13 protein-coding genes are annotated in these 17,108 nt (G+C 65.7%); 9 read left to right on the top strand and 4 right to left on the bottom strand.

All coding sequences use genetic code 11. The annotated features are described in order from the left end of the window. Positions 1-45: 45 nt before the first annotated feature. A complete protein-coding gene (locus tag ACLGL5_RS29790; RefSeq protein WP_064985791.1) occupies positions 46-1,569 on the bottom strand; it encodes a glucosamine inositolphosphorylceramide transferase family protein in 1,524 nt (507 codons plus the stop codon). A 328-nt stretch (positions 1,570-1,897) separates the two neighbouring features. Between ACLGL5_RS29790 and ACLGL5_RS29785 the strand changes: the two genes are divergently transcribed. Then, positions 1,898-3,985, top strand: a complete 2,088-nt coding sequence (locus tag ACLGL5_RS29785) for a GumC family protein (protein ID WP_069092673.1) — start codon at positions 1,898-1,900, stop codon at positions 3,983-3,985. Between the two features lies 1 nt (position 3,986). After that, positions 3,987-5,321, top strand: coding sequence for a VpsF family polysaccharide biosynthesis protein (locus tag ACLGL5_RS29780; protein ID WP_069092672.1), 1,335 nt, complete (start codon positions 3,987-3,989; stop codon positions 5,319-5,321). A gap of 42 nt (positions 5,322-5,363) precedes the next feature. Here the strand turns inward: ACLGL5_RS29780 and ACLGL5_RS29775 are convergent, their stop codons facing one another. Both ACLGL5_RS29775 and ACLGL5_RS29770 read right to left on the bottom strand, forming a co-directional pair. Further along, positions 5,364-6,626 (bottom strand): glycoside hydrolase family 5 protein, encoded by a 1,263-nt coding sequence (locus ACLGL5_RS29775; protein ID WP_069092671.1) that lies wholly within the window; start codon positions 6,624-6,626, stop codon positions 5,364-5,366. Then, positions 6,623-7,792 (bottom strand): DUF1972 domain-containing protein, encoded by a 1,170-nt coding sequence (locus tag ACLGL5_RS29770; protein ID WP_069092670.1) that lies wholly within the window; start codon positions 7,790-7,792, stop codon positions 6,623-6,625. The genes ACLGL5_RS29775 and ACLGL5_RS29770 overlap by 4 nt, the downstream gene beginning before the upstream one ends. A gap of 342 nt (positions 7,793-8,134) precedes the next feature. On the opposite strand from ACLGL5_RS29770, the gene ACLGL5_RS29765 reads away from it, so the two are divergent. From ACLGL5_RS29765 to ACLGL5_RS29750, 4 genes are read left to right on the top strand one after another with little or no spacing between them, the layout of a single operon-like run. After that, on the top strand, positions 8,135-9,403 hold the full coding sequence (locus ACLGL5_RS29765; RefSeq protein WP_494372819.1) for a glycosyltransferase family 4 protein: 1,269 nt from the start codon (positions 8,135-8,137) through the stop codon (positions 9,401-9,403). Further along, positions 9,400-10,701 (top strand): MATE family efflux transporter, encoded by a 1,302-nt coding sequence (locus ACLGL5_RS29760; protein ID WP_494372818.1) that lies wholly within the window; start codon positions 9,400-9,402, stop codon positions 10,699-10,701. Before ACLGL5_RS29765 ends, ACLGL5_RS29760 begins: the two co-directional genes overlap by 4 nt. A gap of 3 nt (positions 10,702-10,704) precedes the next feature. Next, complete coding sequence (locus ACLGL5_RS29755; RefSeq protein WP_069092667.1) at positions 10,705-11,940, top strand: GNAT family N-acetyltransferase; 1,236 nt, start codon at positions 10,705-10,707, stop codon at positions 11,938-11,940. A gap of 28 nt (positions 11,941-11,968) precedes the next feature. Continuing rightward, positions 11,969-13,192: a GNAT family N-acetyltransferase gene (locus ACLGL5_RS29750; protein WP_069092666.1), complete on the top strand. Its 1,224-nt coding sequence runs from the start codon at positions 11,969-11,971 to the stop codon at positions 13,190-13,192. A 71-nt stretch (positions 13,193-13,263) separates the two neighbouring features. Here the strand turns inward: ACLGL5_RS29750 and ACLGL5_RS29745 are convergent, their stop codons facing one another. After that, on the bottom strand, positions 13,264-13,578 hold the full coding sequence (locus tag ACLGL5_RS29745) for an EthD family reductase (RefSeq protein ID WP_019859524.1): 315 nt from the start codon (positions 13,576-13,578) through the stop codon (positions 13,264-13,266). Between the two features lie 438 nt (positions 13,579-14,016). Between ACLGL5_RS29745 and ACLGL5_RS29740 the strand changes: the two genes are divergently transcribed. The 3 genes from ACLGL5_RS29740 to ligD all read left to right on the top strand — a co-directional run bounded on the left by ACLGL5_RS29740 (position 14,017) and on the right by ligD (position 17,091). Continuing rightward, positions 14,017-14,193 carry a Flp family type IVb pilin gene (locus ACLGL5_RS29740; RefSeq protein ID WP_019859523.1) on the top strand — a complete coding sequence of 59 codons (177 nt, stop codon included), beginning with the start codon at positions 14,017-14,019 and terminating at the stop codon, positions 14,191-14,193. A 101-nt stretch (positions 14,194-14,294) separates the two neighbouring features. Next, a complete protein-coding gene (locus tag ACLGL5_RS29735; RefSeq protein ID WP_019859522.1) occupies positions 14,295-14,519 on the top strand; it encodes a hypothetical protein in 225 nt (74 codons plus the stop codon). A gap of 70 nt (positions 14,520-14,589) precedes the next feature. Beyond that, a complete protein-coding gene (gene ligD, locus ACLGL5_RS29730) occupies positions 14,590-17,091 on the top strand; it encodes a DNA ligase D (RefSeq protein WP_069092665.1) in 2,502 nt (833 codons plus the stop codon). The last annotated feature ends 17 nt before the right edge of the window (positions 17,092-17,108 follow it).

Raw genomic sequence — 17,108 nt, 5'->3', positions numbered from 1 at the left:
ATCAACCTCAAGCAACCAGCGCGGGTGGCTGGTAGTAACGATTGTTTACGTTAACGACGAACGCTTCTGTTTCCAGCGCGGCGCGATCGCCGAGCCATCGATGAATTCCAGGCCGCCCGCCTCGTTGAGCGTGTGCAGCTTGCGCCCATTCCATAGCGCCCCAGGAGTTAAGATGGTCTCGACGACTTGCTCCATGCCGTTCAAATCAAGGTGAGCGACGCGTGCGATGCCAAGGGCGGCGCCATAACTCCTGCGGCAATCCTGCACCGGGCGCAGCAATTGGCCGTTGCGCTCAACCATGCGGCCGGCCGGTCGCGCCGAGGCGATGTCGACCAGCACGGGGTTCTTGGGATGCGGTGTCCAGGGGCCGCGGAAGTCGGGCGCCGACCAAAGATGCAGCGCATCGGAGAAGGCGCCGCCGCCGTCCCTGACAGTGGCGAACAGCCACCAGCGCCCGCCATGCTCGACCAGAGTGGCGTCGCTGGCGACGATGTCGGACAAGAGCGTGGCTTCCTTGACCCATCCGCCGGGGAAGGCGGTGGCGCGATAGAGATCGACTGTGCGGTTGGCGCAGCTTTCCGGCACCATCCAGACCTCGCCGTCGCGCTCGAAGACGAAGGGGTAGGAGAGGTGGTAGGGCAAGTCGAGAACAGGCTCGGGACGGCCGATCGGTCCCGCCGGGCCGAACGGCACGGCGGAGATGATGGCCCGGCCCAAGCGGTGGATATAGTCCTCGACGAACAGGGTCACTTGTCCCCGGTACAGGATCGGGAACGGATCGGCGTAGAAGCGGCTGCCGTCGTCGGGCAGCACCTGCCAGCCGGCTGCCGGATGGACGCGCAGGTCGAACAGATCCTGCCCCTTGGTCTCGCGCCAGCCGACCTTCCAGTGCGGGGCATTGTAGCAGAGATGGTAGATCTTCTGGACGATGCGCCGCGCCAGCGCCTTGCCTGCCCTGATGCCGAGTTTGGTGGGCGAGGGTATCTGCGGCGGGGCACCGGCTTGCGCCGGTTCGGGCAGCACCGGCAGGGCGGCCCGCGCCGCGCCATTCACTGCCGAGGGGGGCATTGCCGCGAGGATGAGGCTTGCGGTGCGCGCGAGCATGTCCTGGAAGGAGGCCAGCGCGATGCCGCCATATTCGGTGCCCAGGCGCCCTTCGGCAACGGTGGCGCCGCTCTCCTCGACGCGGGCAATCGGGGTGCGGCCGTCCAGGATCAGCGCCAGCAAGGCTGCTTCGCCGGCGGCGCCGTCATAGGTGACGCGCCAGACCCGCGTTCCTTCCAGCCTCACATCGCCGCAGAGGTCGATCACCAGATCGGGAGAGGCGGGCGGCTGCGTCCGATAAGGCGCCAGCGCCGACAGCGGCAGGCGCTTGGCCAGTCCGTCCGCCGGCAAGCCATGGATGGCTGTCTCAAGCTGGAAAAGCGCGGCAGCGCTGCCCGGAATGCCGCCCCCGGCCGGCCTGGCATCGACCGACATCTCGACCTGCGCCAGTGCCGCCAGGCGCTGCAGCAGCAGCAGGTGAAAAGCACGGACGCATTCGCTGTCCAGGCGCAGGCTCACTTGCATGTAGCACCCCTAGCATCTTGATCGGTGTCGGGCCGGTGTTCGAAAATGGGGCAGGAGAGATGGCCGCACGGATGGTCTGGACTGATCTGCTGCCCCATTTCCATCCGTCTCCTGTTCACCAGCGCCGTGTCGACATGCACGTGCCTTTATCAGGCAAACTCCGTGCCAAAAATCAGAAGAGCTCTCAACATAATTAACAGTGTTTTAACAGTTGGAGGAATAGCTAGGTCGAAGCTGCAATTTACACTTGCAGGCACACGGAGTGTTGTCGGAGCGACCTTTGCAATCATCCCTGCTCTCGTTGCCGCAACAACCCGCTTCGGAGGCGATGCAATATGCCGCCCCGGAGCCAGTGCCGACGGCGTCCTATGCATCCTCGACCGTCGAGCTGGGTGACCTGAAGCGCATATTGGTGCGCCGCCGTTTCCTGATCTTGTTGACCGCCGCGCTGCTGACCCTCGGGGCGCTGGCCTATGGCTTGCTGACGCCGGCGCTCTACAGCTCGGTGGCGGAAATCCTCATCGATCCGCAAGACCTGCAGGTGGTCACCAACGACGTCAATCCGAGCCGCGTTCCGCCCGATGGCGGCATCACCATGGTGGAAAGCCAGGTCAGCGTCGTCCAGTCGACAGGTGTCCTGCTCAAGGCCATCGAGGCGACCAAGCTGACCGAGGATCCGGAATTCAACGGGCAGGGCGGGTTGGTGAGCCGTCTGCTCGGCGGCTTGCTCGGCTCGGGGTCGGCCGAAACCGACAGGACGGGCAAGACGCTCGATGCGCTGCGCCGCCGGCTGGCGGTTAAGCGGGCAGACAAGGTGCTGGTGCTCGACGTGATCGTCACCGCCAAGAGCGCCGACAAAGCGGCGAAGCTCGCCAACGCCATCGCCCAGGCCTATCTGGCCGATCAGGCGAGCGCGCGCGCCAAGATGGCCACGGACGCTTCCGATTCCATCACCGCGCGGCTGGAGGAGCAGCGCAAGCGCGTGCAGCAGGCCGAGAACGCCGTCGAGGCCTACAAATCCGCCCACAACATGGTGATGGCGGCGGGCAATCTGGTCAGCGACCAGGAACTGACCGAGATCAACACGCAGCTTTCGGCGGCGCAGAGCCGCACCGCGGCGCTGAAGGCGCAGGTCGACCAGCTGCGCCGCTCCGGCGGCGCGCCGGACGCCACCTCGGAAGCGATGCGCTCGTCGGTCATCTCCAGCCTGCGGGCGCAGGAGGCGACGCTTGTCGACCAGGTCTCGCAGCTTGGCACGGAACTTGGGCCGCGCCACCCCTCGATGATCGCCGCACAGCAGCAGCTGCGCGACACGCGCGCCCTCATCGCGCGCGAACTCGGACGCATCGGCGCCGCCGCCGAAACCGACTACGAGCGGGCGCTGGCAAACCAGCAGGCGCTGGAGGCCAAGGTCGCCGGCATGAAGAGCAAGTCGCTCGACACCGACCAGGCCTCGGTCAAGCTGCGCGAATTGCAGCGCGACCTCGAGGCGGTGCGCTCGGTCTACGCCACCTATCTGCAGCGGGCGCAGGAAACGCGCGAGCAAATCAATGTCGACAGCACCAATGCGCGCATCATCTCCAATGCGATGCCCGCCCTGAACAAGAGCTGGCCGCCTTTGCCGCTGCTGGTTTTCGGCGCCCTCTTCGGCGGGCTGGGACTGGGCACCGCGCTGGCGCTGATCGCGGAATATTCCTCGCCGACCGTGCTTTCCAGCGCGCAGATGCAATCGGCCATCGACGCGCCGGTGTTTGGCGTGCTGCCGGCAAAGGTAGGCAGTGGCCGCCGCTGGTGGCCTTTCAGCGGCGCCGCCGCCGCGGCCGGGCAGAAGACGGATGCGGTTGCGGGCCTGGCGCTGAGGCGGCTGTTCGCCTCCAGCCGGCGTCCGCCGAACTGGCCGCTGGTGCCGTCCATCCTGCTGACGTCGCCGCCGGAAGACGCCGCGCATCGGGGCCGGGTGGCGCGCCTGCTCGCCAATGCCGCGGCCGCCAGGGGCAGCCGCGTCCTGTTCATCGACACCAATGCCGTCAGCGGCAAGAAGGAGCCGCAACCCGGCCTGCTCGACGTGCTGCGCGGCGAATATGCCTTCGAGGCGTTGAGCCAGCACACCGCCGGCAGCAATGTCGCGGTGCTGGGCAGGGGCCGGCAAAAGGCCGTCTTCTCCGAGGCGCAGGGCGTCTACTTCACGCAGCACATGCTGGCCCAGGCCGGCCGCAACTTCGACCTCGTCGTCGTCGACGGCGGCGCGCTGGCAGACAATCTCAATGCCTCGCCGCTGGTCGCCATGGTCGACGAGATCGTGATGGTCGCGACGCTGAACTCGACGCCGATGCGCGACGTCACTGCGGCCTCGCAGGCCATTTCCGTCATGGGGCGGCTGCCGACCGGCGCCTTGCTGGTCGACGAGGCGGCCTGACATGGCCGCGACCGGGACCGACACCCGGACAGCCAACCCGGCGGCCGGCTGGGCCGGTTCCGGTCAAGTCCGCGCCGGCGATTCCGTCGACTGGATCACGCGCTTCGGCCTGGTCGCGACGGTGGCGCTGCTGTTCGCCATCTCCGGCGGCATGCTGTGGCTGGTGGGCTACAATTACGACGGCCTGACCGGCAACCCGGCGACCAAGATCCATCCTTCTACCTATCTGCTCGTATTGGTGTTTGCCTGGCGCGCCTGCACCTTCGGCAACCCGGTCGGCTATATGGTGGCCGTCGCCGACCGGCGGCCGGCCAGCACGCTGATGGCGGTCATCTCGATCGTGCTCTTGGTGGTCGTCGTCGCCAGGCAGCGTCCCGGCATGGCCGGCATGGTCGACACGTTCGTGGCGCCGGCGCTGCTGGTTATGATGCTGGCCGAGGACGACGAGAAGACATTCGCCCGGATGCAGACCGTCGTTCACGCCATCATGACCGTGAACGCGCTGCTCGCTCTGTTCGAGTTCGCCACCAAGACGCTGCTCTTTCCCTATCGCCTCGACGGCGAGGCGTTCATGAGCGACCTGCGCTCGACGGCGCTTCAGGGCCATCCGCTGTCCAACGCCACGGTCACCTCGATCTATGTGCTGGCGCTGCTCTCCGGTTCGAGATCCCTGTCGATGCCGGTGCGGCTCGGACTGATCGGCCTGCAATGCGCGGCCCTCGTCGCCTTTGGCGGCCGCTCCGCGATGGTGCTGACGATCGTGCTCGGCGGCTGCTACCTGCTCATCCAGGGGCTGCGCGGCTTGCGCACGGGGCGCGTCAACCTGCTCGGCGCGGCGCTCGGCCTGATCCTTGCCGCGCTGGTGCCGGTGGTTATCGCGGTCGCGGCGGCATACGGCTTTTTCGATGCGCTGCTCGAGCGCTTCGTGTCGGACTCCGGCAGCGCCAATGCCCGCGTCGAGATGTTCGAACTGTTCAAGCATTTCGAACTGCGCGACCTGATCGTGGGGCCTGACATCGACCTCATCGAGAGCCTGCGCCGCATCAGCGGCCTCGAACAGGGCATCGAGAACCCGATCATCCGCATGGTCCTCTACCAGGGCGCCTTCTTCACCTTGCTGCTGTTCGTCGGCTTCGCGCTGTTCATGCACGAAGTCGCGCGCCGCTGCCATGCCGGCATCTGGCTGCTGATGTTGGGCTGGCTGATCCTGCTCAACACCTCCGAAAGCCTGGCGTCGAAGACGACGCTGATGACCAAATTCGTGGTGATCGCGCTGGTGCTTTATAGGCCGGCAAGGGGTGTGGTGGGGCAGAGGGTGCAAGCCGGGCGAAGGTAGCGCCGTAGAACGCGACGATTGCCTGTGTGGAACGGTGGGCGCCTATCCCGGCATCACCAACCCAAGCGCCTCGACCATCGCCGGATCCAGCGCGCGCGTGGTGTCGTCCATCATGCCCATGCCGTCGAAGAGGTCCCAGAAGGCCCAGGGGAAGCCGGCCGCCTCGGCGCTCTGGCGGACATCGGAAATGTAGCGGGCGCGGTCGGGGTTGGGGGCGGCGGTGTAACGGGCGTCGGTGCGCAGCGCGCCGAATTCGCCCATGATGACACGCTCCGGGGCAATGCCGTTTCTGTCGGCCCAGTCGCGCGCCTGGCTGAGATATTTGTCGATGAACCAGCGGTCGGGCCGGGCGTCGAAATAGACTTTCAGCACGCGCTCGGTTTCGGCATAGGCGGCCTGCTTGTCCGCTTCCGAGGTCTCGGTATCCTGCGCCATGCGCGTTCTGACCGAGGCGAGCGTCGCGTCGAGCGAGCCGGCGGAGGCAGGCCACGGTACATTGTTCAGCGAGCGGTAGACGGGCTCGCGCATCCAGGGCGCGCCCTGATGGCTGAACAGATAGGGCTCGTAAAAGTGGAAGGTGAACAGGATCGGCTCGAAGGATGCCAGCGGCGCCGGCTCGAGTGCCGCCAGCCCGCTGACCATCGAGCCGCAGCCGCCGGTGACGACCAGCGGCAAGGTCCGGGCTGACGCCCTGGCCGCGGTCAGCAGGGACGCCTGGACCTGCGACCAGACGTTGGAGTCACAGGATTGCGCCGGTTCGTTGACCGGCTCCAGCGCCACCATGCCTGGCGTGAACCGCGCCAGCCTGCCGGCAAGCTCGCCGACCAGCGCCCGGTAGAGGCCGAAGGCCGGAGCCTCGGTGCTGGAGACCATGCGGTCGGGGTTCCAGTAATGCGTGGCGCCATTGGCCTGGACGTTGACGATGATGCCGAGACCGGCGGCGAGCGTGGCGGCGACGGCGGCGTCCAGCATGTCCAGCAGCTTGCCGCGCGTGGCGTCGTCTCCCGCCAGGAACGGACCGGGATCGACGGGCAGGCGGATGAAATCGAGCCCGGTGGCGCGCAGCCGACCAAGGTCGTCCGGGGTCGGCACCGGCCGCTGCGACTGGAAGGGCGGCCAGTCATAGTCGGTGCGCGGCGCGGGAAATTCGCGTGTCAGCGCGAACCAGGGCCAGGCGTTGACGCCACGGCGGAAACGCCATTCACCACTTGCCGCTCGCGCGGACGAAAGCGGCGCCAGCGCGGCAGGCACCAGCGCTGTCGACAGCGCGGTGGTGAGAAGCCGCCGGCGCGACCAGCCCGTCATACCGCGCCGGGCGAGGGGCGGTCGATCGCGGCCGTTCGGGCCGATGTGACGCCGAGAAGCCGGTAGGCTTCATTCTCATAGGCCAGAAGCACATCCTCCCAGCGGAAGGCTTCGCGGGCGCGCGTCCTGGCGGCCTCACCGCAGGCCTTGACCAGCGCGTCGTCCTCCATCGCCTGCTGCATCCGCTCGGCGCAGCTTTGCGTATCGGTGAAATAGATGGCGGCGGCTCCGGCGACCCATTTGTTGTAGGGATTGTCGTGCGCGATCACCATGTTGCCGGCGGCCAGCGCCTCGACCAGCGACGGGTTGGTGCCACCGACCGTGTGGCCATGCATGTACGCGCGCGCATGGTACCGCAGCGCCTTCACCGCCGCCTGGTCGTAGATGGCGCCGGGCAGGACCACCGAGGCGTTCGCTGCCTTGCGGACCGCGGCATGATAGGGGATCTGGTCGGACAGCGTGCCCAGCACCACCAGCTTCATGTCGCGCTTGCGGCTGCAGAAGGCTTCGACGATCGGCAGGATGCTGTTGTCGGGCTCGATGCGGGCGATCGAGATCAGGTATTTTCCGGGCTCGAGGCCGAGCGCGCGCACCGGCGCTTCGGGTGCCGATGTCACCGGATCGGCGCCATAGGCGATGGTGGAAATGGCGCTGCGCGGCCGGCGCGTCGCCAGGTGATCGGCAATGACAGGATGATCGGCGACCAGCCGGTGCGAAGCCCAGGCGCCGATCCACTCATTGAGCCAGAACCAGGTGCGCGCCGCGCGCCCCCATTTGGGGCGGCGCCACTCGATACCGTCCATATTGGTGATGACCTTGCGCCGCATCAGCCTGAGCCAGGTCAGGAAGACCGCGCCATTGTAGCCGAGCACCAGGCAGACGCCGGGCCGGCGCGCAGCGTCGAGCACGCATTGCCAGTCGAATTCCAGCGTCGCGCGCGGGCCTTTCGAGGCGACCTGGACGTGGATGAGGTCGATGCCGCGCCAGCTGTCGAGGCGCACCCTCTGATCGACCCGCTCGACCTCTTCCTGGCAGTAGACGCCGACCTTCCAGCCGCGTGCGACCAGAAAAAGCGCCAGTCTCTCGGCGAAGGTCTCGAAGCCGCCATGGGCCGCGGGGATGCCGCGCGTTCCCAGGATCAGGATGGAAGGCTGTTCCGGTTTCATGGCTGCTGGCGCTTTCAAATCCGTCCGACCCGCTGTGGAAGGCTGTCCCGTCTCGGCCTTGCAATAAGCCTGCCAGGCCCGATTCCAGCCATTGTCGCATTCGGGTTGTAAAATATTTGTTCCAGCCGCCGGAGTTGTTTCACTATCGGTCAACTTTCCGAACGTATGTGTACCGAAACGAGGCGATGCCGGGGCCAGTCGGCCCGCGAATGGATATAAATGGATATATTAGCCCGGCATGAACCTTGCTGATGGACTTCTGCGCGCCGGAAACGGCGGAAGGCGTGCAGCGTTGGTGTGGTGAACCGGAACAGATCCGTTTCATGACCGCACTGAAAACCAGTGAAGTCCAAAGGGGTGTTGGGCTTGACGTTTCCGATCGCCGGTATGGTCAGGCGGCGGAATCGTCACACCACCCCTGGCAGAAAGATGCGCGCGAAGATGCGGATTGCCTGCATCCATCAGGGGTACGAACTCTACGGCTCCGACCGCAGCTTCGCGGAGAGCGTGGCGGCGCTGCGCGCCGCGTTTCCGTTGGCCGACATCGAAGTGGTCCTGCCGCGCAGCGGACCGATCGTCGAAATCCTTCAGCCTCATGCCAGCCGCATCGTCTTCGAGCCGCTCTGGGTGCTCAGGCGCCAGGCGATGCTGAGGCTGGCGACCATCGAGATGGCGCGGCTGCCGGTCGCGCTGTGGCGGGCATGGCGGCGTCTGCGCGATTGCGACCTCGTCTATGTCAACACTTCGATCGTCGCCGATTATGCGCTGGCCTCGCGCCTGCTGCCTTCCAAGGCGCTGCTGCACATCCATGAAATTCCCGAAGGTGTGCTGCGCCGGATCCTCGTCGGGCTCATGCATTGGAGCCATGCCGATCTCATCTTCAACTCGAAAGCGACGCGCGACACGTTCGGCGAGCCCAGATCCGCGCGCTCCTACGTCGTCTATAATGGCGTTGCCGGTCCGGCGTCGGCGGAGGCGATGACCTATGACGGCAAGCGCCCGCTGCGGGTGCTGCTGCTTGGCCGCGTCAACCGGATCAAGGGCCAGGAAGTGCTTCTGGAGGCGATCGCCTCGCTGCCGGCCGAAGTCAAGTCAAGGATCGAGGTGCGGCTGGTCGGCGGCGCCTTCGAAAGCGTCGAGCGCGAGCGCGCCCTGGCCGAACTGGTCGAAACCATGGGGCTGGCCGGACAGGTCAGCACCTTGCCTTTCATCCCGGACCCTTCGGAGCATTATCGCTGGGCCGACATCGTCACCGTGCCGTCGCGGCGTCCGGAATCGCTCGGCCGTGTCGCCATCGAGGCCATGGCCTATGGTCGGCCGCCGCTGGTGTCGGCGATCGGCGGGCTGGTCGAAGTGGTGGCCGACGGCGAGACCGGCTGGCATGTTCCGCCAGGCAATGCAACGGCGTTGGCCGCGAAGTTGCAGGAGATCATCCTCGCCCCCGAGACCTGGCGCGGTTTCGTCGCCGCCGGGCGCAAGCGCTACGAGACGGTGTTCAGCGAACCGGTCGCCGCGGCCGCGATCGCGGCGATCGCCGCCGACAAGCTGAAGGCTGCCATCGCCAGGCCGGGCCGGACGGCAAGCACCCGGCAGGCGGAGACGCGGCCGTGAAGTTCCCCCTCCATCTGGTGCGGCGCCTCGTGCTGATGATCGGCGGCGAGGCGATGCAGAGCGGCTTTCATTTCGCCCTCAACATCGCGCTGTTGCACATGTTGTCGGCGCAAGGCTACGGCCTCTTCGCCATCGCCATGGTGATGGGCGGCGTCGGCCTGTCCTACATCAGATCGCTGACTGCCGTTCCAGCCTCGATATGGATGGGCAAGAGCACCAACAGTGCCGGCGTCGATGCTCATGACGTGGCCTTCGGATCCGCGGCGCTGGTGGTGGCGCTGCTGATGGCCGTCGGCACGGTTATCCTGATGCGTCTCCTGGGCGACCCGAGCGGCATCGCGGCCGGCTGCTTTGTCGGCGCCTGGTCGCTGCGCAGCCATATGCGTACGGCATTCTTCGCGCGCCGCCAGCAGGTGATCGTCTCCGTCAGCGACGCGGCTTTCACAATCGCCGGCACCGTGTTCGCCGGCCTGGCGATCTGGTTCGCCGAGGCCGCGCTGCAGACCGTGTTCTATGCCCTTGCCGCGGCCAATGTGATCGGCATCCTCGTCCTGGCCCGGCTGGCGCCCCGCACGCTTCGCATCAGCTTCCGCATGCCGACGCGGCGGCGCTATACCAAACTCTGGCGCCAGCTGTGCTGGTCGGCCTTCAGCGCGACCACCACCAACATCCAGGGGCAATGCCTGGCTTTGCTGGTCGCCGGCATTGCCGGACCCGCGGCCTACGCGCCGCTGGCGGCGGTGATCGTGCTGTTCGCGCCGCTGCGCATCATCAGCCTTGCTTTCGTCAACATGACGCAGCCGGAGCTCGCCAAGCTGATGCGGCGCAATGAAACGCGCCGCGTCTGGTCTCAGGCGAAGATCTGGTCGGTCGTCATGGGGCTCGGCGGCCTGGCCTATGGATGCGCCATCCTGTTCGTCCTGCCGATGATCAAATCCCAGGCCCTGCAGGATGCCTCGGTCGAGTTCATCGGGCTCTTCGTGACGGTCAATTTTATCCCGATCATGCTCTACATCATGCCCCGCATCGTCCTGGAGATTTTCGGTGATTTCCGCATCGTCGCCTTCATCACCATGGGCGGCGCCATCGTCGGGCTGGCGCTGATCGCCATCCTGCTGGCCGTCGCGTCCCCACCATGGGCGCTGCTGGGCTCCGCGGTCTCCGAGACCTTCGTGCTCGCGGCATCATGGTATTTCGCGCACCACCGCATGTGGAACATCGAGCATCCGGACCAGCAGCGTAACAGCCGTTTGGGCTCCTGGCGGCGGGCGGTCACGTTCGCCGCGGTAAAGCGATAGGAGATGGATGTGGCTGGCCAGGCGGTACAAATTGCTGCGGTGGATGACGGCTTGCCTTTAGGGGAAGCCTCCCGTCCGGTGACCGTCCCCGCGAACGACGCGTATACGGCGCGATTGCACACAAGCCTTGAAGCGGTCAGGCCGCTCTGGCTGCGCTTCCAAATGGACGGTGTCTGCACCGCCCACCAGCATTTTGCGTGGGTGCAGGGGATCGTGGCGCGGCTGATGCCGGCAGGCGCGGAGCCGCTCATCGTTGAAGTGAACGACGCGGTGACGGGCGCGCCCTTGATGCTGGTGCCGCTGATGCTGCGATCAGCCTTCCAGCATCGGGTGATCGAGTGGTTGAGCTGTGGCGTGTGCGACTATTCGGCACCGCTGCTGGCCGATGCGGGTGCGTGGACCGCCCAATCGGCGCAGGCTGCGTGGGCGGCGGTGCGTTCCGTGCTGCCGTCGGCGGATCGCTTCCATATCACGGGAATACCGCAGCAGATCAGCGGCGTCGCCAATCCCCTGGCCTTGCTGACGACCACGCGCGATTCCGTCCAGACCACCTTCGGTCTTGCCATCGACGGCGACCCGGAAACCGTGCTCAAGCGTCTCTGCAGGCCATCTTTCGCCAAGGAATTCGGCAAGGACTGGCGCCGGCTCGAAAGGCTCGGCGATGTGGAACTCGTCCAGGCCGGTTCGCCGGACCAGGTGGAGGAAATCTTCGGCGAACTGGTCCGGATGCGGCTCAGCCGCTTCCGCGAGCTTGGCCGCTTCGACCTGCTTACGCAGGAGGCTGTTGTCGATTTCTACCGTGACGCGGCCATCCAGGGGTTGTCGGACGGCTCGGTGCGGCTCTTCGGGCTGCGCGTCGGCGGCTCCCTGATCGCGGTTCAATATCTGCTTGTCCATCAAGGGACTGTTCATGCTCTCCTGATAGCCATGGACCAGAGCGTCGTGCCCAACGTCTCACCTGGAATGGCGATCATTGGCAGGTTGATGAGTTGGGCACGCGAGCAAGACTTCGGCTATTTCGACCTGTCGGTCGGCAACCAGAGCTACAAGGAACATATGGGCGCCAAGGGTTCGGTTCTTGTGGAACTCTGCCATGGGTACACGATGCGGGGCAGGGCGGCGAGCAACGCCATCGATCTACGCAACCGGACCGAAGCCTTCGTGCGATCCAAACCACGGCTGCTCAACGTGGCCCAGAGACTGATGCGAGGTTTGCGGCGTTCGCGTGGAGGACGTTGAGAGCAGGCCTGAACGGCGGGAGAAGTACGTGGCAGGCCAGGCAGTGCGAATAGTCGCGGTGGGGGATGCACCGGGCCAACCTCTTTCCCCAATTATCGCCGGTTGGGGCGCCGCCGCGCGCTTTGCCGCGCGGCTGCACACCAGCTTCGATTCCGTAAGGCCGCTGTGGTTGCGCCTCGAGGCGACCGGCTTGTGCACGGGCCATCAGGGCCTTGCCTGGGTGGAAGGGATCGCCAACCGTCTGATGCCCAAAAGCGCGGAACTGCTGGTCGTCGAGGTCAACGACGCCGCAACGGGCGCGCCGGTCATGCTGTTGCCGCTGATGCGCCGCCGGGCCATGGGCCATTATGTGATCGAATGGCTGAGCTGCGGCGTGTGCGATTATTCCGCGCCGCTGCTGGCCGATGCGAGACCCTGGACCACGCAGAGCGCCGACGCCGCCTGGGCGGCGGTGCGCGCCGTGCTGCCGCCGACGGACCGCTTCCACATAGCGGGGATTCCGCGAGAGATTCACGGCGTCGCCAATCCGCTGGCGCTGCTTTCGCAGGCGCGCGATTCCATCCAGATCGCTTCGAGCCTGGCCCTGAGCGGCGATCCGGATACGCTGATCAAGCGCATCTGCAAATCGTCCTTCGCCAAGAATTTCCACAAGCACTGCCGCCGCTTCGAACAGATGGGCAAGCTCGATCTGGTCGAAGCCGAGACGCCCGACATGGTGGAGGCGCATTTCGCGACGCTGCTCGAGCTCAGGCTCAACCGCTTCCGCGAACTCGGGCGCTTCGACCTGCTGACGCAGGCGCCGATCGTCGAATTCTACCGCAATGCCGCCCTGCAGGGCCTGTCCGACGGCTCTGTGCGGCTGTTTGGGCTGCGTGTCGGTGAAGCCTATCTCGCCGTCATGTACGTACTTGTCATGAAGGGCACCTTGCACGCGCTTTTGCTCGGGATCGATCACGACGCGGTGGCCAACGCCTCGCCAGGCCTGACGACGATGGGCAAGCTGATGATGTGGGGGGTGGCGCAGGGGCTCGACTGTTTCGACCTGTCGGTCGGCAGCCAGGGCTACAAGCAGCACATCGGCGCTTCGAGCGCGGTGCTGGCAGAATTGTGCGAGGCGGTGACGCTGCGCGGCCGGGGCTCGACCACCTTTATCCAGTTGCGCGGCAAGACCGAGCTTTTCGTGCGCTCCAAGCCCGGGCTGTACAAGGCCGTGCAGGGCGTGATGCGGCGATTTCGGCGATTGAAGAATTGAAGAATTGAAGAACGGCTCCCGAAGCGGCTTCGGGAGCAGGAATTGATGGCCGTGCGCCACGACGTGACGGCTCACAGCGGCTCGGTGTCGAAGAGCAGCATCGTCACCAGATCGTCATCCCCGGCGAATTTGCGCCGGTCCTCCGCGCAGGCGCGGCCGATCTCGCTGGCAAAGGCTGTGCGAATGGCCTCCAGACTGTCGAAATAGAGGATGGCGACCCTGTAGGGCGTCTCGCCCGGCAGGACGTTCATGACCGGCGACCGGCTGATCTCGTAGCGATGCAGTCCGGGCAATTGCTTGGCCAGCGGCACGTGAATGTCGTGGTAGTGACGCTCGAAGGCCGCCGGATCGGCGGGGGTTTTGTAGATGACAAGCATCTTGGCCATGATGGTGCTCCCTGTTTGAGGTGATCGCGCCTCGTCGGCGCCGCACCAATGTCGTTCGCCGGAAGCGGATTTCGACAGGGATGCGGGTTTTCGCGAGACCAACGGCATGGGGCCGGCGCCAGGAGACGTTCCGCGCCTCGCCATCTTGGCCGCCGGCCGGTGCCTGCGGCTGCGCACTTGATCCATGTCAAAGCGGATCGGCGTCGATGCTTTTATCTGGTTCAGTGTCTTGGGAAGGACACAAGGCGGTGGGTGGTTCCGGACCGGCAAGTTGAAAACAGCTCCGGTCCGGACTGCCTGTCCCTAGCCATGGCCGATGCTTCATGTTTTGATTCAATCCCGCGGGCAAGCACCTTCAAAACTCTGGCAGAATTTAACCGAACTGCAACTCACGATCTGTATTAGGTTGTGTGAGGGCTACGAAACCAAGGGCTTGCAATGCCATCAATTGTTTCCCGTTTCATGCGAGATGAAACCGGTGCTACCGCCATCGAGTATGGCCTGATCGCCGCCCTCATCGCGCTCGCCATCATCGCCGGCGCCGGTGCGCTCGGCAATGCGATCAACGCCAAGTTCACGAAAATCGGCAACACGCTCAACAGCAGCGGGTCGTAACGGTCGGCCACGGTCGCCAACCCGCGAAATTGACAGGACAGTTCGTCTCCGTCATCCTTGAGCCAGTCGCCTGATGTGTCAGGGCGACCGAGGGCAGCGTCATGTTCAGTCCCGTCACCAGCCAGAATGCCAAGCGCGCCGCGGTGCGCAAGGCGCTCGACGCCCACAAGGTCTACATCACCGCGCAGAGCTTTTCTGACGGTGCCTACCGCGCCCGCGTGCTGGTCGACGGCGAGGCCTATTGGGTGGATGAGTTTCGGCTGAGCCAGCTGCAGCAGGGCCTGTCGCCGGCCGAGCTCGAGCTGACCCCGGCCGCCGACGATTGACAGCGTGACTTCCATCCGTTCCGGAAAGCGGCGGTTGCTTCTGCTTGCCAAGCGCTTCGAGCGCTGACCCATGCCCGCTCCCGCCAAACTCAAAACCTATCGCGCCAAGCGCGAATTTTCCAAAACGCCGGAACCGGCCGGCGGGCTGATCACTGGCGACGGCAACCGCTTCGTCGTCCACAAGCACCACGCCACGGCGGATCACTATGATCTGCGCCTGCAGGTCGGCGACGTGCTGAAGAGCTGGGCGGTGCCGCGTGGGCCCTCGCTCAATCCGGCCGACAAGAGGCTGGCGGTCGAGACCGAGGACCATCCGCTCGAATATATCGATTTCGAGGGCGTCATTCCCGAGGGGGAATATGGCGGCGGGCCGATGATCGTCTGGGACACCGGCACCTGGGCGCCGATGGACGATGTCGAGAAGAGCCTGCGCACCGGCGCTTTCAAGTTCCGGCTGGCCGGCGAAAAGCTCAATGGCGGCTGGATGCTGACCCGCCTGAAGCCCAAGCCTGGCGAAGACGAGAACAAGAAGAACTGGCTGCTGTTCAAGGAGCGCGACCTCGCCGCCGACACGGCGCTGAATATTCTGGAGGCGCAGCCGGAAAGCGTGAAATCCGGCCTGTGCATCGAGGAACTGGCGGCCGCCGCGAAACCGCCAGCGAAGTCCGCGCCAAAGCCGGGTTCCCTGAAGCCCGGCGAACTGCCAGGCGCGGTGAAGGCGCCGGCGCTCAGCCGTATCGAGCCGCAGCTGGCGACGCAGGCACTGAAGCCGCCGGGCGGCGAAGGCCCTGCCGAGAACACCAACGAACTTTGGCTTCACGAGATCAAATTCGACGGCTACCGCACCATGGCGCATCTGTCCGACGGGCAGGTGCGGCTGATCACCCGGGGCGGCATCGACTGGACGAAGCGCTATGGCGACCTGCCGCATGCGTTCGCCAAACTGCCGTGCCGCGAGGCGATCATCGATGGCGAGATCGTGGTGCTCGACGCCAAGGGCATCAGCCGCTTCGCGCTGCTGCAGGATGCGCTGGCCGAAGGCGCCGGCAGCAAGCTGCATTTCTATGCCTTCGACCTCCTGCATCTCGACGGCTGGGATTTGCTGAAAGCACCGCTCATCCGGCGCAAGGCGCTGCTGGCTGAGCTGCTTGGCGGGCTCGGGGCGAATTCCGCCATCCAGTTCTCCGACCATGTCGAGGGCTCGGGGCAGGGCCTGTACGACCAGGCGACGGAGCTCGGGCTCGAAGGCATCGTTTCCAAGCGCGCCAGCGCGATCTACCAGAGCGGCCGCACCAAGAGCTGGACCAAGTGCAAGGCGCTGCAGAAGGACGATTTCGTCATCGCGGGTTACACGATTTCCGACGCGGCGGAAGGGCTGGCGGCACTCGGCATGGCCGAGTGGGAGGACGGCGAGCTGCACTATCGCGGCAAGGTCGGCACCGGCTTCGATGCCGAGACGGCAGCCGACCTGCTGGCACGGCTGGAGCCGCTGACATCGGGCGCCACGGCGCCGGAAGGCGTGGCGCGCGAGATCATGCGCGAGATGCATTGGGTGAAGCCGCTGTTCTCGGCGCGCATCCATTACGCCAACCGCACGGCGGACAATGCGTTGCGCCATGGCGTGTTTCGCGGTCTCAGGGATGTCGGCCTGTCGACGCCGGTCTCGGCCAAGCGCAAGCGGCTGATCTCGGAGGCGGATCTTGCCACCATCTGGGTGACCAATCCGGAGCGGCGGCTGTTCGGCAAGACGGGGCCGACCAAGCTCGATATCGCCGTCTATTACGCGCTGGTCGGCGACTTCATGCTGCCGCACATCCTTGGCCGTCCGGTGTCGCTGGTGCGCTGCCCGACCGGCCTGCCAAAGGATTGCTTCTTTCAGCGCCACGCCTTCACCGGCATGCCGCCTTCGGTGGTGACGTTCCAGGCGACCAATTCCGAGGGCGAGACCAAATCCTATCTCTCGGTCGAAGGGGCAAAAGGCTATCTGGCCCTGGCACAGTTCGGCGTCGTCGAGTTCCACACCTGGGGCACGCACCGCACCAGCCTCGACAAACCCGACCAGATCGTCTTCGACCTCGATCCGGGCGCGGGGATTTCCTGGCGCGAAGTGGTGGAAGCCGCCGTCCACATCAAGGGCGAGCTCGAGGGGCTGGGGCTGGTGCCGTTCGCCAAGACGTCCGGCGGCAGCGGCATCCACATCACCGTACCGGTGACGAAAAAGCAGAACTGGAAGAAGCTGCACCAGGCGACCAGCGCCATCTCCACCCATCTGGCGGCGACCGCGCCCGACACATTCACCACCACCATGGGCAAGGAAAACCGCAAGAAGCGCATCTTCATCGACTACCACCGCAACGCCCGCGGCCACACTTCCGCCGCGCCCTATTCGCTGCGCGCCCGCACCAATCTGCCGGCCTCGACGCCGGTGAGCTGGAGCGATCTGGAGGCGATCGATGCGCCGCAGGACTTGAATTATTCCTCGCTGCCGGGGCTGCTGGAGACGTCGGGCGATCCCTGGGCGGATATCGAGGATTTTGCGCGGGATTTGCCGACCCATCTTTCGTCATCCTAGGGTCTGCGCCGCGTCGC

This window comes from Mesorhizobium sp. U510 (assembly GCF_059180695.1).
This window is presented reverse-complemented; position numbering and strand designations above follow the sequence as displayed.